This window comes from Streptomyces sp. MMS24-W38 (assembly GCF_059889265.1).
On sequence record NZ_JCBCPP010000001.1, the window covers coordinates 6,270,749 to 6,289,466 of the forward strand.

Here is an 18,718-nt window from a genome sequence, read left to right on the forward strand (position 1 = left end):
TAGTGAAATGATGTCTTAACAAAGTATTGACAGAGTGCGCGTCAAGGGATTTGATCCCGTCCCAGCACGACAGCCGTTTCGCACGACAGACCGGACGTCCGAGGCTCCGGGGAGGATCCTCGGAACCCGCCCTTTTTCCGCGTAGCCCAGCGAGGTGCAGGCAAAGATGGACCGCTCTTCTCACAACCACCCCCGCAGGATCGCGCCGTTCGTCGCGGTGGCCGCGGCGGCTGCCCTGACCCTCGCCGGCTGCTCCAGCGGTTCCGGCGGCAAGAAGTCCGAGGAAGGCGCGGGCGCTTCCTCGGCGGGCAAGGCGAGCACGCCCCGCATGACGGTCGCCCTCGTCACGCACCAGGCGCCCGGCGACACCTTCTGGGACATCGTCCGCAAGGGCGCCGAGGCCGCCGCGGCCAAGGACAACGTCAAGCTCGTCTACTCCGCCGACCCGAACGCGGGCAACCAGGCCAACCTGGTGCAGAACGCGATCGACCAGAAGGTCGACGGCATCGCCGTCACCCTCGCCAAGCCGGACGCGCTCAAGAGCGTCATCGACAAGGCGACGAAGGCCGGCATACCCGTCGTCGGCCTCAACTCCGGCCTGAGCGACTGGAAGGACCTCGGCCTGCTCGAGTTCTTCGGCCAGGACGAGTCCGTCGCGGGTGAGGCCTTCGGCAAGAAGCTGAACGAGGTGGGCGCGGAGAACACCGTCTGCGTCATCCACGAGCAGGGCAACGTCGGCCTGACCCAGCGCTGCGACGGCTTGAAGAAGACCTTCGAGGGCAAGACCCAGATCCTCAACGTCAACGGCACCGACATGCCGTCGGTGAAGTCGACGATCACCGCCAAGCTCAAGCAGGACTCCGCCATCGACTACGTCGCCACCCTCGGCGCCCCGTTCGCGCCGACCGCGGTGCAGTCGGTGGGCGACGCCGGCAGCAAGGCGAAGGTCGCCACCTTCGACCTCAACAAGGACCTGACCAAGGCGATCCAGGCCGGCGACATCGAGTTCGCCGTGGACCAGCAGCCCTACCTCCAGGGCTACCTCGCCATCGACGGCCTGTGGCTCTACGAGAACAACGGCAACTACAGCGGCGGCGGTGAGCAGCCGGTGCTGACCGGCCCGGCGTTCGTCGAGAAGTCCAACGTCGACGCGGTCTCCGAGTACGCCGCGAAGGGCACTCGGTGATGAGCATGACCCGACAGGCTGAGCCGGCGGTGACCCCACCGCCGGCCTCCGGCCCGAAGGCGAACGACGGCCGCACCGCGCCGCGCACACCGCTCCGCAGACTGCTGGCCAGGCCCGAGGTCGGCGTCTTCCTCGGCGTCGTGGTCGTTCTGGTGTTCTTCCTGATCGCCGCCCCGCCGATGCGGGACAGCAGCTCGATGGCGAACATCCTGTACCAGTCCTCGACCATCGGCATCATGGCCCTGCCGGTGGCGCTGCTGATGATCGGCGGCGAGGTCGACCTCTCGGCCGGTGTCGCCGTGGTCACCTCGGCGCTCACCGCGAGCATGCTCGCCTACCAGCTGTCCATGAACGTATGGGTGGGCGTCATCGCCGCCCTCGCGGTGTCCCTCGCGGTCGGCATGTTCAACGGCTGGTTCCTGATGAAGACGGGCCTGCCCAGCTTCCTGGTCACCCTCGGCACCTTCCTGATCCTCCAGGGCATCAACCTGGCCGTGACCAAGACGGTCACCGGGAACGTCGCGACCGACGACATCAGCGACATGGACGGCTTCGACCAGGCCAAGGCCCTCTTCGCCTCCAGCTTCGAGCTGGGCGGCGTCCAGGTGAAGATCACCATCGTGTGGTGGCTGGTCTTCGCCGTCCTCGCCGCCTGGGTGCTGCTCCGCACCAAGTACGGCAACTGGATCTTCGCGGTCGGCGGCAACAAGGAGAGCGCCCGCGCCGTCGGCGTGCCGGTGAACTTCACCAAGATCTCCCTGTACATGCTGGTCGGCTTCGGCGCCTGGTTCGTCGGCATGCACCAGCTCTTCTCCTTCAACACCGTGCAGTCCGGCGAGGGTGTGGGCCAGGAGCTCATCTACATCGCCGCCGCGGTGATCGGCGGCTGCCTGATGACCGGCGGCTACGGCTCCGCGATCGGCCCGGTCTTCGGCGCCTTCATGTTCGGCATGGTGCAGCAGGGCATCGTCTACGCAGGCTGGAACCCCGACTGGTTCAAGGCCTTCCTCGGCGTCATGCTCCTCGGCGCCGTCCTCATCAATCTGTGGGTCCAGCGCACGGCGACCCGGAGGTGACAGCGATGACCGACGACACGACCGGCACCCACGGTGCCGTCCTCAAGGACACCGACCCAGGCGGGGAGCACCCCCTGGTCGAACTCCGCGGCGCCGGCAAGTCCTACGGCAACATCCGCGCCCTGCACGGTGTCGACCTGACCGTCCACCCCGGCAAGGTGACCTGCGTCCTCGGGGACAACGGCGCCGGCAAGTCCACCCTCATCAAGATCATCTCCGGACTGCACCAGCACACCGAGGGCGAGTTCCTCGTCGACGGCACCCCGGTACGCTTCTCCACCCCGCGCGAGGCCCTCGACCAGGGCATCGCCACCGTCTACCAGGACCTCGCCGTCGTCCCGCTGATGCCGGTGTGGCGCAACTTCTTCCTCGGTTCCGAGATGACCAAGGGCCCCTGGCCCGTCCGCCGCCTCGACATCGACCGGATGAAGAGGACCGCGGACGAGGAACTGCGCAACATGGGCATCGTCCTGGACGACCTGGAGCAGCCCATCGGCACCCTCTCCGGCGGTCAGCGCCAGTGCGTGGCCATCGCCCGTGCCGTCTACTTCGGCGCCCGCGTCCTCATCCTCGACGAGCCCACCGCCGCGCTCGGCGTCAAACAGTCCGGTGTGGTGCTGAAGTACATCGCCGCCGCCCGCGACCGAGGTCTCGGCGTCATCTTCATCACCCACAACCCGCACCACGCCTACATGGTCGGCGACCACTTCAGCGTCCTGCGCCTGGGCACCATGGAACTCTCCGCCTCCCGCAGCGACGTCACCCTCGAGGAACTCACCCACCACATGGCCGGCGGCACCGAACTCGCCGCCCTCAAGCACGAACTGGCGCAGGTACGCGGCGTCGACGTGGAGGAACTCCCCGAGGCGGAGGACCTCCACACCTCCGCAGCGGCATCCCCGGAAGGAAAGTCCTGACATGGCAGTCGCGCTCGACCGCATCCGGGTGGGCTCCGCACCCGACTCCTGGGGCGTCTGGTTCCCCGACGACCCGCGGCAGGTGCCCTGGCAGCGCTTCCTCGACGAGGTCGCCGAGGCCGGCTACTCCTGGATCGAACTCGGCCCCTACGGCTACCTCCCGACCGACCCCGCCCGCCTCACCGACGAGGTGAAGAAGCGGGACCTCAAGGTCTCCGCCGGCACCATCTTCTGCGGACTGCACCGCGGCCCCTCCGAGTGGGAGTCCACCTGGGAGCAGGTCGGCCGGGTCGCCTCCCTCACCCAGGCCATGGGCGCCAGGCACCTCGTCGTCATCCCGTCCTTCTGGCGAGACGACAGGACCGCCGAGATCCTGGAGGCCCCGGAGCTCACCACCGAGCAGTGGGGCCACCTCACCCGGGGCATGGAACGCCTCGCCCGCCAGGTGCGGGACACCTACGGACTCGACATCGTGGTCCACCCGCACGCCGACACCCACATCGACACCGAGGAACACGTCGAGCGCTTCCTCGACTCCACCGACTCCTCCCTGGTCAACCTCTGCCTCGACACCGGCCACTACGCCTACTGCGGCGGCGACAGCGTCAAGCTGATCGAGACCTACGGCGAACGCATCGGCTATCTGCACCTCAAGCAGGTCGACCCGGAGATCCTCGCCGACGTGGTCGAGAACGAGATCCCGTTCGGCCCCGCCGTGCAGCGCGGCGTGATGTGTGAACCGCCCCTCGGCGTACCGGAGTTGGGTCCGGTCCTCACGGCCGCCCAGAAGCTGGACGTGGATCTGTTCGCGATCGTCGAGCAGGACATGTACCCCTGCGAACCGGACAAGCCGCTGCCGATCGCGGTCCGCACCCGCAAGTTCCTCCGCTCCTGCGGCGCCTGACGGCCAGGAGCCCGACCACTCGGAAACACCCGACCACCCGGAAAGGGGAGGCGACGACATGAACCGGCAGGAACCCCTGGGAATCGCCGTCATCGGCACGGGCCGCATGGGTGCGGACCACGTGCGCCGGATCGACCGGGTCATCAGCGGCGCACGGGTCACCGCCGTCGTCGACGTCGACGCGGAACGGGCCAAGGCGGTGGCCGCCGGCGTCGACGGCTGCACCGCCCACACCGACCCGGCCGCCGCGATGGCGGCGGCCGACGTCGACGCCGTCCTCATCGCCTCCCCGGGACCGGCCCACGAGGCGGCCCTGCTCACCGCGTTCGAGCACGACCTGCCCGTGCTGTGCGAGAAGCCGCTCACACCCGACGCGGCCTCCGCCCTGCGCGTGGTGGAAGCCGAACAGGCACTCGGCCACCGCCGTGTCCAGGTCGGCTTCATGCGCCGCTACGACGCCGAGTACGTCCGCCTCAAAGCCCTGTTGGAGAGCGGGCAGCTGGGTCGCCCGCTGATGCTCCACAACCGGCACCGCAACGTGGCCAGCCCGCCGTTCTTCACCAGCTCCATGCTGATCAGCGACTCCGTGGCACACGAGGTGGACGCCACCCGCTGGCTGCTGGGCCACGAGATCACCGCGGTCACGGTACTGCGCCCCACCCCCTCCGCCGGTGCCCCGGACGGACTGCGCGACCCGCAGTTCGTCGTCCTGGAGACCGACGGCGGCGCGCTCAGTGACGTCGAGATCTTCGTCAACTGCGGCTTCGGTTACCAGGTCCAGGCCGAGGTGGTCTGCGAACGCGGCACCGCCCGCATCGGCGACGGCCACGACCTGGTCACCAACATGGCCGGCCGCTGGGGCGGCACCATCGCCCAGGACTGGAGCGAACGCTTCGCCCAGGCCTACGACGACGAGGTCCAGGCCTGGGTGGACAGCACCCGCCGGGGCGAGGTCACCGGCCCCAGCACCTGGGACGGCTACGCGGCGGCCGCCGTCTGCGAGGCCGGCGTGCGGGCCCTGGAGGAAGGCGGCCGGGTCGCGGTCGAACTGGCGGACAAGCCCCCGCTGTACCGGTGAGACGACATGACGCGTGGAGGGGGGCCGTCCTTTCGAAGGACGGCCCCCACGCTCATGCCCGACGTACCTCCTCGAGGGTGACGGGGCGGTGCTCGTGCAGTGAGAGGGTGCACGCCTCCGCGATCCAGCCCGCCTCCAGCGCGTCCCCGATCGTGCACGGAGAGGGGCGGGAACCGGCCACGACCTCGGTGAACGCGGTCAGTTCGGCCCGGTAGGCCGCGGTGAAGCGGTCCATGAAGAAGTCGTGCGGGGTGCCGGCGGGGAACGTCGTGCCCGGCTCCACCGACCGGAGCGGCAGCTTGTCCTCCAGGCCGACCGCGATGGAGTCCTGGAAGCCGTGGATCTCCATGCGGACGTCGTAACCACGGGCATTGTGGCGGCTGTTGGACACCACGGCGATGGTGCCGTCGTCCAGGGTGAGGATCGCGCCGGTGGTGTCGGCGTCGCCCGCCTCCCTGATGTAGTCGGCACCCCGGTTGCCGCCCACCGCGTACACCTCGGTCACCTCGCGGCCGGTCACCCAGCGGATGATGTCGAAGTCGTGCACGGAGCAGTCGCGGAAGATGCCGCCGGACGCGGCGATGTACGCGGCCGGCGGCGGCGCCGGGTCCAGCGTGGTGGAGCGCACGGTGTGCAGCGCGCCGAGTTCACCGCTGTGCACGGCGGCCCGCGCGGCGACGAAGGCGGCGTCGAAACGGCGGTTGTAGCCGATCTGGATCGGCACGTCCCGGCCCTCGACCGCCTTCAGCACCCGTACGCCCTCGGCCATCGTGCCGGCCACGGGCTTCTCGCAGAACACGGGGACGCCCGCCTCGACACAGGCGAGGATCAGTCCCGGGTGGGCGTCGGTCGCCGCGGCGACCACCACGCCGTCCACCCCGGCCGCGAGCACGGCCTCGGGGGAGTCGGCGACCTCGGCGTCGAACCGGTCCGCGGCGGCCTTCGCGGCGTCCGCGAAGGGGTCGGAGACGACGAGCGACTCGACGGCGGCGAGTCCGGAGAGGGTCTCGGCGTGGAAGGCGCCGATGCGGCCGAGGCCGAGGATTCCGATGCGCATGGGGGTGGTGCTCCTTGAATGCGGGGATACGGGGATGCGGGGTGCGTACGAGCGGACTGCGGCAGAGCGGGAGAGGTCAGTCGAGGCCGCCGAGGACGTTCTGGTCCCAGTCGATCACGGAGCCGGTGACCACCCCGGAGCGGTCGGACAGCAGGAGGACCACGAAGTCGGCGATCTCGTCCGGCCGGCCCAGCCTGCCCATCGGCAGCCGGGCGGCGGCCCGCTCGCGCCAGTCGTCCCCGGCGGCGTGGAAGGTGCGCTGGGTGGCGTCCTCGCCCTCGGTCGCCGTCCAGCCGATGTTCAGGCCGTTGATCCGGATCCGGTCCCAGCGGTGGGCGTGGGCGGCGTTCCGCGTCAGGCCCATGAGCCCGGCCTTGGCGGCGACATAGGGCGCCAGGAAGGGCTGTCCGCCGTGCGCCGACGAGGTGATGACGTTGACGACCGTGCCGGGCGCATCGCGCCGTACCATGTCCGCCACGGCGGCCTGCATGGCGAAGAACGGTGCCTTGAGGTTGATCGCGACGTGCTGGTCGAACAGCTCCGGCGTGGTGTCCAGCAGCGTGCCGCGCGCGGTCAGCCCCGCCGAGTTGACCAGGCAGTCGACCCGGCCGTGGGCCCGCACCACCCGGGTGACGGATTCCTTCGCCTGCTCGGCGTCCGCCAGATCGGCGCGGACGAACAGCGCCTCGCCGCCCGCGGCCGTCAGCTCCGCCACCAGGGCCTCACCGGGCTCGGTACGGCGCCCGGTGACGGCCACGGCCGCCCCCTCGCGGACGGCGGCCCGCGCGACGGCGGCGCCGACGCCCTGACTGCCGCCGTTGACGAGGACGACCTTGTCGTCGAGAAGTCCCATGACTGTGCTCCTGGGGTCCGGGTCCTCTCAGCTGTCGCGCCGTTTGGCGGCGGCCCGCAGCGCGTCCCGCAGGGTCCGCGCGGTCCATTCCTCGCGCAGCGCCCGCCGCACGAGGTCGGCCTGCGAGGGCGGGGCCAGACCGTCGACCGGCGGGTCGTTGTCGAGGTTGGTGGGGAAGGGGTAGCCCTCGGCGCTCGCCGCGATCACGTTCTCCTGCCACTGCTCGCCAGCGCCCTCCGCCCGGCCCTTGAGCAGCGCCGGGTAGACGGCTCCGGTCACGGCCTCGCGGTCCACCGTCTCCATGGCCCGCCCGAACGCGGAGGACACCTGGAGCAGATTGGCCATGCGCCGGATGTCCGCCGAGTGGTTGGCGCCGGCGGCGTGGAACAGCGCAGGGTTGAAGAAGACCGCGTCGCCCTTGGCGAGCGGCAGCTGCACGCGGTGCTCCTCGAAGTACGCCTGGAACTCGGGGAGCCGCCAGGCGAGGTAGCCGGGCCCGTACTTCTGAGAGTGCGGCAGATACAGCGTGGGACCGGACTCGACGGGCATGTCGCAGTGCGCGACCGCGCCCTGGAGGGTGAGCACGGGGGAGAGGTGGTGCACGTGCGCCGGGTAGGCGGCGGCGACCTCGCCCGAGAGGAAGCCCAGGTGGTAGTCGCGGTGCACGGTCTGGGCGGCGCCGCCCGGGTTGACCACGTTGATCTGGGAGGTGACCTGGTAGCCGGGGCCGAGCCAGGCCGAGGAGACCAGGGCGATCACGTCGTTGGCGTAGTAGTCCGCGAAGGCCTGCGGGTCGTGGAGGGCGGTCTTCTCCAGGGCGTTCCACACCCGGTCGTTGGCGCCCGGCTTGGCGAAGTGGTCGCCGGCGGTGGCGCCCGTGGCGCGCTGCTCGGCGATCAGGGCGTCGAACACGGCGGTGGCCCGGTCCACGACCGCCGGGTCGGGGAAGGCACCCCGGACGACCACGATGCCGGGGCCGCCCAAGAGGGCGCGCACCAGTTCGGCCTGCACGTCGCGGCGGTCCGCGAGGGCGAGCCGGTCGGCGTCGTAGAGCAGCACGTTCTGCTCCACGGCCGAGGCGTGCGAGTAGTCGGCGCCTTCCGTGGTCTGCCCGACCAGGGCACGGAAGGCGTCCAGGTCGCAGTCCTGCTCGGACAGCCAGGGCCGCTGCTCCGTGGACGGCTGGGCCGGGGTGGAAGCGGTGGAGAAGGACATGTTCGTCCTTTCGGGTCACGGGGGGACTCGGCTCTGCCATTCTTGTCAGTACAAAGCCTTCGAACAACCATCAGCCAGCCATCAAAAACCCCTCAGAAGTCTCAGGAGCCGGTGTATGGGCCATCCCTTCCCGATCAGGGAAATCGCACGTCAGGCAGGGCTGAGCGAGGCCACGGTCGACCGGGTCCTCAACGGCCGCGGCGGGGTGCGGGACAGCACCGCGCAGGAGGTGCGCCGCGCGATCGCCGATCTGGACCGGCAGCGCACCCAGGTCCGGCTGGTCGGCCGCACGTTCATGGTGGACATCGTGATGCAGTCGCCCGAGCGGTTCTCCACCGCCGTGCGCACCGCCCTGGAGGCCGAACTGCCCGCGCTGCACCCGGCGGTGGTCCGCTCCCGCTTCCACTTCCGCGAGACCGGCCCCGCCGACGAGCTGACCGCCGTCCTCGACCGGATCGCCCGGCGCGGCTCGCAGGGAGTGATCCTCAAGGCGCCGGACGTCCCCGGGATCACCGCCGCCGTCGGCCGGCTCGCCGCGGCGGGCATCCCGGTGGTGACCCTGGTGACCGACCTGCCGACGAGCGCCCGGGTCGGCTGTGTCGGCAGCGACAACCGGGCCGCGGGCGCCACCGCCGCGTATCTGGTGGGCCAGTGGCTGGGGCACCGGCCTGGCAATGTGCTCACCAGCCTCAGCAGCGGATTCTTCCGCAACGAGGAGGAACGTGAGATGGGCTTCCGGGCTGCCATGCGCGCCCGGCACCCCGGACGCGCCCTCGTCGAGATCGCCGAGGGCCAGGGCCTGGACACCACCCAGTACGACCTCGTCCGGGCCGCCCTGGACCACGACCCGGACATCCGCGCGGTCTACTCGATCGGCGGCGGCAACATCGCGACCCTGCGCGCCTTCGAGGACGCCGGGCGGGAGTGCGCCGTGTTCGTCGCACACGACCTCGACCACGACAACACCCGGCTGCTGCGTGAGCACCGGTTGTCCGCGGTGCTCCACCACGACCTGCGCCAGGACCTGCGCGAGGCCTGCCACATCGTGATGCGCGCGCACGGCGCCCTGCCGCCCGCGGGCCCCACCCTGCCGTCCCCGATCCAGGTGGTCACGCCGTACAACATGCCCACCAACATCCCTACACCGACGGTACGTTGACCCACGTGCCGCTCTCCGCCGAGCGCACCATCGCGTCCAGTACGGCCGCGCTGCGCACGGCGTCGGCGAGCGTGGCGCCGTGCTCGGCGTTCTCGGCGACGGAACGCAGGAACCGGTACGCCTCGACGACCTTGAGGTCGTCGTAGCCCATGGCGTTCGCCGCGCCCGGCTGGAACGCGCCGAACTCACCGTCGCCCGGACCGACGTAGACCGTGCTCACCGGCTGGTCCTGGTACGCGGTGCCGCGGCTGACGCCGAGTTCGTTCATCCGGCGGAAGTCCCAGAACACGGCGCCCTTGGTGCCGTGCACCTCGAAGCCGTAGTTGTTCTGCTCGCCGACCGAGACCCGGCAGGCCTCCAGCACCCCGCGTGCGCCGGAGGCGAAGCGCAGCAGGCAGTTCACGTAGTCCTCGTTCTCCACCGGGCCGAGTTCGCCGCCGGTGGCGCGGGAGTGGCCGGCCGTGACACCGGCCGGACGGGCCCGCTCCGGCAGGAAGATCGCCGTGTCGGCGGTCAGCGAGGCGATGTCGCCGAGCAGGAAGCGGGCCAGGTCGGCGCCGTGCGAGGCCAGGTCGCCGAGGACTCCGCTGCCGCCGCGCTCCCGTTCGTAGCGCCAGGTCAGAGCGGACTCGGGGTGGGCGGCGTAGTCGCTGAACAGGCGGATGCGGGCATGGGTGACGGTGCCGATGTCACCGGAGGCGATCAGCGTGCGGGCCGCCTCGACGGCGGGCGCGTTGCGGTAGTTGAAGCCGACCGCGCTGCGGACCCCGGCCCTGGCGACGGCGTCGGCCACCGCGCGGGCGTCCTCGGCGGTGAGACCGACGGGCTTCTCGATCCAGACGTGCTTTCCGGCCTCCGCCATCGCGACGCCGATCTCGCGGTGCAGGAAGTTCGGGGCCGTGATGCTGACCGCCCGGACCCGCGGATCGGCGGCCACCTCGCGCCAGTCACGGGTCGTGCCGGCGAACCCGAACTGCGCGGCGGCCTCCTCGGCCCGGCCCGGCACCTCCTCGGCGACCGTGACCAGCTCAGGGCGCAGGGCGAGCTGCGGGTAGTGGTGCGGCACGCGCGCGTACGCCTGGGTGTGCACCCGCCCCATCCAGCCGAATCCGACGACGGCGACACCGAGCGTATCCACCATGCGAGCCCTTCCCCGGACCGTTCCGTCACCGGACCGTTCCGTCATCCGTTCAACATCCGTTCCCGCTTGTCCGGACAAACCTTGAGCGTGTTCGGGCGGGACTGTCAAGCAGCCGCAGGCCGAACCCGGCCAACGGGCGGCTGCACCACATCGCCTTCGCCACCGACACCCCTGTCGAGCCCGGACCGCGAACGGGATATCTTGATGTCGAGCAATGTTGCAGACGTGGAGCGGAGCACCCGGTGACTGACTCGACCATCATCTATACGCACACTGACGAGGCCCCGGCCCTGGCGACGTATTCCTTCCTGCCGGTGGTCCGGGCGTACGCCGCGCAGGCCGGTGTCGCCGTGGAGACGCGTGACATCTCGCTGGCCGGACGCATCATCGCCGTGTTCCCGGAGTACCTCACCGAGGACCAGCGCATCCCGGACGCCCTCGCCGAGCTCGGCGAGCTGGCGAAGACGCCCGCGGCCAACATCATCAAGCTGCCGAACATCTCGGCGTCGATCCCGCAGCTCAAGGCCGCGATCGCCGAGCTGCAGGGCCAGGGCTACGCGCTGCCGGACTACCCGGACGACCCGCGGAGCGACGAGGAGCGCGAGGTCCGCGCCCGTTACGACAAGATCAAGGGTTCCGCCGTGAACCCGGTCCTGCGCGAGGGCAACTCCGACCGGCGCGCCCCCGCCTCGGTCAAGAACTACGCCAAGACCCACCCGCACCGCATGGGCGCCTGGACCGCCGAGTCCAAGACCAACGTGACGACCATGGGCGAGAACGACTTCCGCTCCACCGAGAAGTCCGCGGTGATCGCCGCGGACGGTGCGCTGCGCATCGAGCTGCTCGGCGACGACGGCACCACCACGGTGCTGCGCGAGTCCGTACCCGTCATGAAGGACGAGGTCGTCGACGCCTCCGTGATGCGGGTCGCCGCGCTGCGCGAGTTCCTCACCGCACAGGTGGCCCGCGCCAAGCAGGAGGGCGTGCTGTTCTCCGTGCACCTGAAGGCCACGATGATGAAGGTCTCCGACCCGATCGTCTTCGGCCACGTGGTGCGCGCCTTCTTCCCGAAGACGTTCGCGCGGTACGGCGAGCAGCTCGCCGCGGCCGGCCTCAGCCCGAACGACGGCCTGGGCGGCATCTACAAGGGCCTCGAGGGCCTGCCCGAGGGCGCCGAGATCAAGGCGTCCTTCGACGCCGAGCTCGCCGAGGGCCCGGAGCTGGCGATGGTCGACTCCGACAAGGGCATCACCAACCTGCACGTCCCCTCGGACGTCATCGTGGACGCCTCCATGCCGGCCATGATCCGCACCTCCGGCCACATGTGGGGACCCGACGGCCAGGAGGCCGACACCCTGGCCGTCCTGCCGGACTCCAGCTACTCCGGCGTCTACCAGGCCGTGATCGAGGACTGCCGTGCCAACGGCGCCTTCGACCCGTCCACGATGGGCTCGGTCCCGAACGTGGGTCTGATGGCGCAGAAGGCCGAGGAGTACGGCAGCCACGACAAGACCTTCGAGATCCCGGTCACCGGCACCGTCCGCCTGGTCGACCAGGCCGGCGAGGTCGTCCTGGAGCAGACCGTCTCCGCCGGTGACATCTTCCGTGCCTGCCAGACCAAGGACGCGCCGATCCGCGACTGGGTGAAGCTCGCCGTCACCCGCGCCCGCGCCACCGGCGCCCCGGCCGTCTTCTGGCTGGACGAGACCCGCGCCCACGACGCCAACCTGATCGCCAAGGTCGAGCAGTACCTCACGGAGCACGACACCGAGGGCCTGGACATCCGCGTCCTGAACCCGGTGGAGGCCACCAAGCTGTCGGTGGAGCGCATCCGCCGCGGCGAGGACACCATCTCGGTCACCGGCAACGTGCTGCGCGACTACCTGACCGACCTGTTCCCGATCCTGGAGCTGGGCACCAGCGCCAAGATGCTGTCGGTCGTCCCGCTGATGGCGGGCGGCGGCCTGTTCGAGACGGGTGCGGGCGGCTCCGCGCCCAAGCACGTGCAGCAGCTGGTCAAGGAGAACTACCTGCGCTGGGACTCCCTCGGTGAGTTCTTCGCCCTGGTTCCGTCCCTGGAGCAGTTCGCGACGACCACGGGCAACACCAGGGCCAAGGTCCTCGCCGACACCCTCGACCGGGCCACGGCGACCTTCCTCAACGAGGACAAGTCCCCGAGCCGTCGTCTCGGCGGCATCGACAACCGCGGCAGCCACTTCTACCTGTCCCTGTACTGGGCGCAGGAGCTGGCCGGGCAGAGCGACGACGCGGACCTGGCGAAGGCCTTCGCCCCGCTCGCCGAGACGCTCGCCGCGAACGAGCAGAAGATCGTCGACGAGCTGATCGCCGTCCAGGGCGAGCCGGCCGAGATCGGCGGCTACTACCAGCCCGACCCGGCCAAGGCCGCCGCCGTCATGCGTCCGTCCGCCATCTGGAACGAGGCCCTGGCCTCCCTCGACTGACGCAATCCGAGCAATCCGGGCAAACTGCCCACTGGCTCCGCCCCGGCCGGCACGACGCCCGGCCGGGGCGGAGCCGTGTTCGTCGTCGGCCGGGCGGTCCGGTCGGCGGGGCCGCGACCCGGGCACAGCACGTTCATGCACACCGTGTGAAGAGATCGACCACCTAATGAGACGCCGTCTCATTCCGTGCTCACCTGGTCGTAGGCTGGCGCCGGTGACACGCTGCCACCGACCACACACGTGTCACCACTACGGCGTGTCACGCGAGAAACCGACACCCACGTCGGCACGTGGTCCTCTCCGACGCCCTGCTCTCCGGGGACAGGGACATCCGGCACGCCCCCGCACCCCACACGCCCACCGGTCGTCCGCGCCCGCACTGCGCACGAGGAGCACATCATGAGCCAGCCCACCGAACCCGGCACCGTCGCCGACACGCCCGAGGGGACGTCCACCGGTCCCGACACGTCGGCCTGGTCGTTCGAGACCAAGCAGGTCCATGCCGGTGCCGAACCCGATCCCACGACCGGGGCCCGGGCCACGCCGATCTACCAGACGACCTCGTTCGTGTTCCGGGACACCCAGCACGCCGCCGACGTCTTCTCGCTGGCGGAGCCGGGGAACATCTACACCCGCATCCACAACCCCACCCAGGACGTCCTCGAGCAGCGCGTCGCCGCCCTGGAGGGCGGAGTGGCGGCGGTGGCCCTGTCCTCGGGGCAGGCCGCGCAGACGCTGGCCCTCCTGACGCTCGCCGGGGCCGGCGACCACATCGTCTCGTCCACCTCGCTGTACGGCGGAACGTACAACCTGTTCCGGCACACCCTGCCGAAGTTCGGCATCGAGGTGTCCTTCGTCGACGATCCCGACGACGCCGAGGCCTGGCGCGCGGCCATCCGCCCCAACACCAAGGCGCTCTACGCCGAGACACTGGGCAACCCGCGGAACAACGTGCTCGACGTGCGGGCGGTCGCGGACGTGGCCCACGGCGCGGGCGTGCCGCTGGTCGTGGACAACACGATCGCCACGCCCTACCTGCTGCGTCCGCTCGAGCACGGCGCGGACATCGTGGTGCACTCGGCGACGAAGTTCCTCGGCGGGCACGGCACCACGATCGGCGGCGTGGTCGTGGACGGCGGAACCTTCGACTTCGGCGCACACGCCGAGCGGTTCCCGGACTTCACCGAGCCCGACGCCAGCTACCACGGCCTGCAGTACTGGCCGGCGCTCGGCCCCGGCGCGTTCGCGGTCAAGCTGCGTGTCCAGTTGCTGCGCGACCTCGGACCGGCCATCGCCCCGCACTCCGCGTTCCTGCTGCTGCAGGGCGTGGAGACGCTGAGCCTGCGCATGGAGCGGCAGACGGCCAACGCGCTGGCGCTGGCGGAGTGGCTGGAGCAGCACGACGAGGTCGCGGTGGTGCACCACCCGAGCCTGCCGTCCAACCGCTGGTACGAGGCGGCGCAGAAGTACCTTCCCCGCGGCGCCGGCGCGGTGTTCTCCTTCGAGCTGAAGGGCGGTGTCGAGGCGGGCAAGCGGTTCGTGGACGGTGTGGAACTGTTCAGCCACCTCGCCAACATCGGTGATGTGCGCAGCCTGATCATCCACCCCGCGTCCACCACCCACAGCCAGCTGAACGAGGAGCAGCTCGAGGCGACCGGAACCGCGCCGGGTCTGGTGCGGCTGTCGGTCGGCATCGAGAACCTCGCCGACCTCAGGGCCGACCTGGAGTCCGGTTTCCGCGCGGCCAAGGGCGTCCTCTGAACGTCTTCGCGGCCTCCGGAACATCGGTTCCCCTCCCGCCGTCCACCGGGGCCTGGCAGGAGGGGGACCCGCCCGGGCGGCGTCAATGGCATGTCCTCGGCACGCCGCTGCCGCTGGAGGCGGGCGGTGAACTCCCCGGCGTGGAAATGGCGTTCGAGACCTGGGGTCGGCTCGCGCCGGACGGTTCCAACGCCGTGCTGGTGCTGCACGCGCTCACCGGTGACAGCCACGCGGCCGGACCGGCCGGTCCCGGTCATCCCACGGCCGGCTGGTGGGACGGGCTGATCGGGCCCGGGCTGGCCCTCGACACCGACCGCTGGTTCGTCGTCGCCCCGAACGTGCTGGGCGGCTGCCAGGGCAGCACGGGGCCGGCCTCGCCGCGCCCCGGCGGGCGGCGCCGGTGGGGCGGTGCCTTCCCGTACCTGACCCAGCGGGACCAGGTCGCCGCCGAGGCCCGGCTGGCGGACGCGCTCGGTGTGCAGACGTGGGCGCTGGTGGTCGGCGGTTCCATGGGCGGGATGCGTGCGGTGGAATGGGCGGTGACGCATCCCGAGCGCACGGGGGCGCTGCTGCTGCTCGCCACCACGGCGGCCGCGAGCGGCGAGCAGATCGCCTGGTCCACCCTCCAACTGCACGCCGTTCGCAGTGATCCGCACTGGCACGGCGGCGACTACCACGACACCGGCCGGGGCCCGCACGCCGGGCTGGGGATCGCCCGGCGCATCGCCCACGTCACCTACCGCAGCGAGCCGGAGCTCTCGGCCCGGTTCGGCCGGGCGCCCCAGGGGACGGAGGACCCGTGGCGCGGCGGCCGGTACCAGGTCGAGTCGTACCTCGACCACCACGCGGTCAAGCTCGTCCGGAGGTTCGACGCGGGCAGCTACGTGGTGCTGACGGAGGCGATGAACGGCCACGACGTGGGACGCGGCAGGGGCGGCGTCCGTGCGGCCCTGCGCCGGGTGACCGCGCCCGCGCTGGTGGCCGGGGTCGACTCGGACCGGCTCTATCCGCCGTCCCAGCAGGCCGAGCTGGCCGCGCACCTTCCCGGTGCCGACCGGCTCAGAGTGGTGGAGTCGCCCTACGGACACGACGGTTTCCTCCTCGAGACGGAACAGGTCGGCGCGCTGATCCGCGAGCTGCTGGGCTGACCTCCGCTCCCCGTCGCGACGTGTTGTCAGTGGTGTGCGGCACCTTGATCATGCCGTGCACCGATCATGCCGTGCACCACTGACGACCCTCCTGGAGCAGCCCGATGACCGACATCCCGCAGTCCTGCGATCTCCTGCCCGGAGCCGGGAACTCCCCCGTGATCCTCCACGTGCCGCACTCCGCGCGGGAGATACCGGCCGCGGTGCGGTCCGGGATCGTGCTGGGGGACGCGGAGCTGGAGCGGGAGCTGGACCACATCACCGACGCGCACACCGCCGCGATCGCCGGGGCCGCGGCCGAGGCGGCCGGGATCACCCCGTGGCGGTTCGTGAACCGGCTGTCCCGGCTGGTGATCGACCCCGAGCGGTTCCCGGACGAGCGGGAGGAGATGCTGGCCGTGGGGATGGGCGCGGTCTACACCCGGACCACGCACAAGGACGTGCTGCGGCCCGACAACTACGACCCCGAACCGCTGATCGAGCGGTACTTCCGGCAGTACGTGCGGGCCATGACCGAGGCGGTCGCGGATCGCCTCGCGGCCACCGGGCGGGCCGTGATCATCGACGTGCACTCCTACCCCGCCTCGCCCCTGCCCTACGAGCTGCCCGGAGCGGGCCCCCGCCCGGCCGTCTGCCTGGGCACCGACCGCTTCCACACGCCGCCCGCGCTGCTCGACGCGGCCCGCGAGGCGTTCGCGCCTTGCGGGGAGACGGGGCTGAACAGCCCGTTCCCCGGAGCGTACGTGCCGCTGGAGTTCCACGAGAAGCGGGCGGAGGTGACGGCGCTGATGGTGGAGATCCGCCGGGACACCTACATGACCGAGCCGGGCGGACCCGCCGGTCCGGGCCTGTCGTCCCTCGCCTCGGCGCTCGGTGCCCTGGTGGACGCGGTGTCGCGCTGACGCACGGGGCTTCCAGCAGGTCGGCGTCCGGGGCGCGCCGACGGGCCGCTGATCGTGCGCGACGTCGAGCGGCTCGACCGCAGCCCCTGCCGGATCATCCCGTCCTGCTGCGCCACCGCCCGGTCCGCCACCGTCGGCGCCGACGATGCTCGCGACGCACAGGGGACTCGGCGCCGGCCTGAGCCCAACGAGAAGGGTCCTCACGGGCTTTTGCCCGTGAGGACCCTCTGTTCTGTCGGGACGACAGGATTTGAACCTGCGACCCCTTGACCCCCAGTCAAGTGCGCTACCAAGCTGCGCCACGTCCCGTTGCGTTCCGCGCGGCGAACCGCGTGATCTCGCAGGTCAACCCTACCTCATGCGGAGTGTGGTCCGTCGACCGGCGGCGTGCCGCGGGTGTGGAGGGGCGAGCACCGGGCGGCCGAGCGGGTCGCACAACACGACGCGGTTGCCGCCCGGTTCGCAGGCATGGAGGAAGAACATCCGCTGGATGGCGTGCTTGCGCGGTCCCGTCTCGATGAACACACCGGTGCCGACGCGAGATCGGTGGCGCGCAGGATGTCGTCGCGGGTTCGAACCCATCTGCACCGGCCGGCCCTCCCCGTCCCCGCCGCGCGTCGTCGGCCGGGGTCCACCGGGGCCCGTCGGGATCCGCTGCAGCCGGTCAGATCGGCCGGGTCACCGTCATGTCGCTCGGCTCGGGCTCTGCGCCGCGCTGCTGCGGGAACACCACCGTGCCCTGCTGCAGCGCCACCGTCCGCGCGGGTGACGGGATGCGGATGCCCTCCTCGCGGTAGCGCCGGTGCAGGCGCTTGATGAACTCGTGCTTGATCCGGTACTGGTCGCTGAACTCGCCGACGCCCAGAATCACGGTGAACCCGATCCGGGAGTCGCCGAAAGTGTGGAACCGCACCGCCGGCTCGTGCTCCGGGATCGCGCCGGTGATCTCCGTCATCACCGCGGCGACGACCTCCTTGGTCACCTGTTCCACCTGCTCCAGGTCGCTGTCGTAGGACACCCCGGCCTGCACCAGGATGGTCAGCTTCTGCTCGGGGCGCATGAAGTTGGTCATGTTCGTCTTCGCGAGCTGCCCGTTGGGGATGACCACCAGGTTGTTGGAGAGTGCGCGGACCGTCGTCTGACGCCAGTTGATGTCCTCGACGTAGCCCTCCTCGCCGCTGCTCAGCCGGATGTAGTCACCGGGCTGGACGGTCTTGGAGGCGAGGATGTGGATGCCCGCGAACAGGTTGGCGAGCGTGTCCTGAAGGGCCAGCGCGACCGCCAGGCCGCCGACGCCGAGGGCGGTGATCATCGGGGCGATGGGGATGCCGAGCGTCTGGAGCACCACCATGAACCCGATCGCCAGGACCAGGATCCTGGTGATGTTCGTGAAGATGGTGGCCGACCCGGCGACACCGGAACGGGACTGGGTCACCGAGCGCACCAGACCGGCCACCACCCGGGCCGCCGACACCGTCGCCGCGACGATGACCAGGACCGTCAGCATCTGGTTGACGTTGTGCTGCACGGTCCGGGTCAGCGGCAGCGCCGCCGCCGCGGAGGCCGCGCCGCCGGCGACCGCCGCCCACGGCGCGATCATGCGCAGGGCGTCCACGAGGACGTCGTCCCCGCGCCAGCTGGTGCGTTCGGCGTGCCGGCCGAGCCAGCGCAGCAGCATCCGCAGCAGGAACGCCGCCAGCAGGCCCGCGAAGAGCGCGATACCGGCGTACAGCAGATCGTCCAGAGTGAGCGCGCGCGTCACCGCTCACCTCCGGCGAACGTCCTCGCCGTCGACCGTATGTGATGTCGTGTCACGTCTCGTCACCTGTTCGAATTCGGGGATGCCCGGGAGAGGCGGG

At 70.9% G+C, this 18,718-nt stretch carries 15 protein-coding genes, 1 tRNA gene and 1 pseudogene; 10 read left to right on the top strand and 7 right to left on the bottom strand.

All coding sequences use genetic code 11. The annotated features are described in order from the left end of the window. The first annotated feature begins 166 nt into the window (after window positions 1-166). From AC6F7H_RS27540 to AC6F7H_RS27560, 5 genes are read left to right on the top strand one after another with little or no spacing between them, the layout of a single operon-like run. Window positions 167-1,186, top strand: coding sequence for a sugar ABC transporter substrate-binding protein (locus tag AC6F7H_RS27540; RefSeq protein ID WP_500759787.1), 1,020 nt, complete (start codon window positions 167-169; stop codon window positions 1,184-1,186). Then, window positions 1,186-2,262, top strand: a complete 1,077-nt coding sequence (locus tag AC6F7H_RS27545) for an ABC transporter permease (RefSeq protein WP_500759788.1) — start codon at window positions 1,186-1,188, stop codon at window positions 2,260-2,262. The genes AC6F7H_RS27540 and AC6F7H_RS27545 overlap by 1 nt, the downstream gene beginning before the upstream one ends. A 5-nt stretch (window positions 2,263-2,267) precedes the next feature. After that, the gene (locus AC6F7H_RS27550; protein ID WP_500759790.1) at window positions 2,268-3,179 is read left to right on the top strand and encodes an ATP-binding cassette domain-containing protein; all 912 of its coding nucleotides are present in this window, start codon (window positions 2,268-2,270) and stop codon (window positions 3,177-3,179) included. A gap of 1 nt (window position 3,180) precedes the next feature. Next, complete coding sequence (locus tag AC6F7H_RS27555; RefSeq protein WP_500759792.1) at window positions 3,181-4,083, top strand: sugar phosphate isomerase/epimerase family protein; 903 nt, start codon at window positions 3,181-3,183, stop codon at window positions 4,081-4,083. Window positions 4,084-4,141: 58 nt separating this feature from the next. Next, the gene (locus AC6F7H_RS27560) at window positions 4,142-5,161 is read left to right on the top strand and encodes a Gfo/Idh/MocA family protein (RefSeq protein WP_500759793.1); all 1,020 of its coding nucleotides are present in this window, start codon (window positions 4,142-4,144) and stop codon (window positions 5,159-5,161) included. 52 nt (window positions 5,162-5,213) lie between these two features. On the opposite strand, the gene AC6F7H_RS27565 is transcribed toward AC6F7H_RS27560, so the two are convergent. The 3 genes from AC6F7H_RS27565 to AC6F7H_RS27575 form a co-directional block, all read right to left on the bottom strand. Next, on the bottom strand, window positions 5,214-6,218 hold the full coding sequence (locus AC6F7H_RS27565; RefSeq protein WP_500759795.1) for a Gfo/Idh/MocA family protein: 1,005 nt from the start codon (window positions 6,216-6,218) through the stop codon (window positions 5,214-5,216). A gap of 76 nt (window positions 6,219-6,294) precedes the next feature. Next, the gene (locus AC6F7H_RS27570) at window positions 6,295-7,071 is read right to left on the bottom strand and encodes an SDR family oxidoreductase (protein ID WP_500759797.1); all 777 of its coding nucleotides are present in this window, start codon (window positions 7,069-7,071) and stop codon (window positions 6,295-6,297) included. Between the two features lie 27 nt (window positions 7,072-7,098). After that, on the bottom strand, window positions 7,099-8,286 hold the full coding sequence (locus AC6F7H_RS27575; protein WP_500759799.1) for a phytanoyl-CoA dioxygenase family protein: 1,188 nt from the start codon (window positions 8,284-8,286) through the stop codon (window positions 7,099-7,101). Window positions 8,287-8,401: 115 nt separating this feature from the next. Between AC6F7H_RS27575 and AC6F7H_RS27580 the strand changes: the two genes are divergently transcribed. After that, window positions 8,402-9,445: a LacI family DNA-binding transcriptional regulator gene (locus AC6F7H_RS27580; protein WP_500759801.1), complete on the top strand. Its 1,044-nt coding sequence runs from the start codon at window positions 8,402-8,404 to the stop codon at window positions 9,443-9,445. Here the strand turns inward: AC6F7H_RS27580 and AC6F7H_RS27585 are convergent. Then, window positions 9,426-10,586 carry a Gfo/Idh/MocA family protein gene (locus tag AC6F7H_RS27585; protein WP_500759803.1) on the bottom strand — a complete coding sequence of 387 codons (1,161 nt, stop codon included), beginning with the start codon at window positions 10,584-10,586 and terminating at the stop codon, window positions 9,426-9,428. The genes AC6F7H_RS27580 and AC6F7H_RS27585 overlap by 20 nt on opposite strands. A gap of 242 nt (window positions 10,587-10,828) precedes the next feature. Here AC6F7H_RS27585 and AC6F7H_RS27590 point away from each other — a divergent pair, with 242 nt between their 5' ends. The 4 genes from AC6F7H_RS27590 (at window position 10,829) to AC6F7H_RS27605 (ending at window position 16,859) form a co-directional block, all read left to right on the top strand. Then, window positions 10,829-13,048 carry an NADP-dependent isocitrate dehydrogenase gene (locus tag AC6F7H_RS27590; RefSeq protein WP_500759805.1) on the top strand — a complete coding sequence of 740 codons (2,220 nt, stop codon included), beginning with the start codon at window positions 10,829-10,831 and terminating at the stop codon, window positions 13,046-13,048. Between the two features lie 399 nt (window positions 13,049-13,447). Further along, window positions 13,448-14,809, top strand: a complete 1,362-nt coding sequence (locus tag AC6F7H_RS27595; RefSeq protein WP_500759807.1) for a bifunctional o-acetylhomoserine/o-acetylserine sulfhydrylase — start codon at window positions 13,448-13,450, stop codon at window positions 14,807-14,809. Further along, a complete protein-coding gene (gene metX, locus AC6F7H_RS27600; protein WP_500762084.1) occupies window positions 14,806-15,957 on the top strand; it encodes a homoserine O-acetyltransferase MetX in 1,152 nt (383 codons plus the stop codon). Before AC6F7H_RS27595 ends, metX begins: the two co-directional genes overlap by 4 nt. 104 nt (window positions 15,958-16,061) lie before the next feature. Beyond that, a complete protein-coding gene (locus tag AC6F7H_RS27605; RefSeq protein WP_500759809.1) occupies window positions 16,062-16,859 on the top strand; it encodes an N-formylglutamate amidohydrolase in 798 nt (265 codons plus the stop codon). 235 nt (window positions 16,860-17,094) lie between these two features. On the opposite strand, the gene AC6F7H_RS27610 is transcribed toward AC6F7H_RS27605, so the two are convergent. From AC6F7H_RS27610 to AC6F7H_RS27620, 3 genes and pseudogenes are all read right to left on the bottom strand, one after another. Then, window positions 17,095-17,168, bottom strand: a tRNA-Pro gene (locus tag AC6F7H_RS27610). Between the two features lie 84 nt (window positions 17,169-17,252). Next, a pseudogene (locus tag AC6F7H_RS27615) lies at window positions 17,253-17,464 on the bottom strand (VOC family protein); the annotation flags it as partial. A gap of 59 nt (window positions 17,465-17,523) precedes the next feature. Next, complete coding sequence (locus AC6F7H_RS27620) at window positions 17,524-18,621, bottom strand: mechanosensitive ion channel family protein (RefSeq protein WP_500759811.1); 1,098 nt, start codon at window positions 18,619-18,621, stop codon at window positions 17,524-17,526. Window positions 18,622-18,718: the final 97 nt, after the last annotated feature.

What these genes read in the sequence shown, in the direction of transcription:
- AC6F7H_RS27540 (WP_500759787.1), top strand. Translation starts at nt 167, where the DNA reads ATGGACCGCTCTTCTCACAACCACCCCCGCAGGATCGCGCCGTTCGTC.
- AC6F7H_RS27545 (WP_500759788.1), top strand. Translation starts at nt 1,186, where the DNA reads ATGAGCATGACCCGACAGGCTGAGCCGGCGGTGACCCCACCGCCGGCC.
- AC6F7H_RS27550 (WP_500759790.1), top strand. Translation starts at nt 2,268, where the DNA reads ATGACCGACGACACGACCGGCACCCACGGTGCCGTCCTCAAGGACACC.
- AC6F7H_RS27555 (WP_500759792.1), top strand. Translation starts at nt 3,181, where the DNA reads ATGGCAGTCGCGCTCGACCGCATCCGGGTGGGCTCCGCACCCGACTCC.
- AC6F7H_RS27560 (WP_500759793.1), top strand. Translation starts at nt 4,142, where the DNA reads ATGAACCGGCAGGAACCCCTGGGAATCGCCGTCATCGGCACGGGCCGC.
- AC6F7H_RS27565 (WP_500759795.1), bottom strand. Translation starts at nt 6,218, where the DNA reads ATGCGCATCGGAATCCTCGGCCTCGGCCGCATCGGCGCCTTCCACGCC.
- AC6F7H_RS27570 (WP_500759797.1), bottom strand. Translation starts at nt 7,071, where the DNA reads ATGGGACTTCTCGACGACAAGGTCGTCCTCGTCAACGGCGGCAGTCAG.
- AC6F7H_RS27575 (WP_500759799.1), bottom strand. Translation starts at nt 8,286, where the DNA reads ATGTCCTTCTCCACCGCTTCCACCCCGGCCCAGCCGTCCACGGAGCAG.
- AC6F7H_RS27580 (WP_500759801.1), top strand. Translation starts at nt 8,402, where the DNA reads ATGGGCCATCCCTTCCCGATCAGGGAAATCGCACGTCAGGCAGGGCTG.
- AC6F7H_RS27585 (WP_500759803.1), bottom strand. Translation starts at nt 10,586, where the DNA reads ATGGTGGATACGCTCGGTGTCGCCGTCGTCGGATTCGGCTGGATGGGG.
- AC6F7H_RS27595 (WP_500759807.1), top strand. Translation starts at nt 13,448, where the DNA reads ATGAGCCAGCCCACCGAACCCGGCACCGTCGCCGACACGCCCGAGGGG.
- AC6F7H_RS27605 (WP_500759809.1), top strand. Translation starts at nt 16,062, where the DNA reads ATGACCGACATCCCGCAGTCCTGCGATCTCCTGCCCGGAGCCGGGAAC.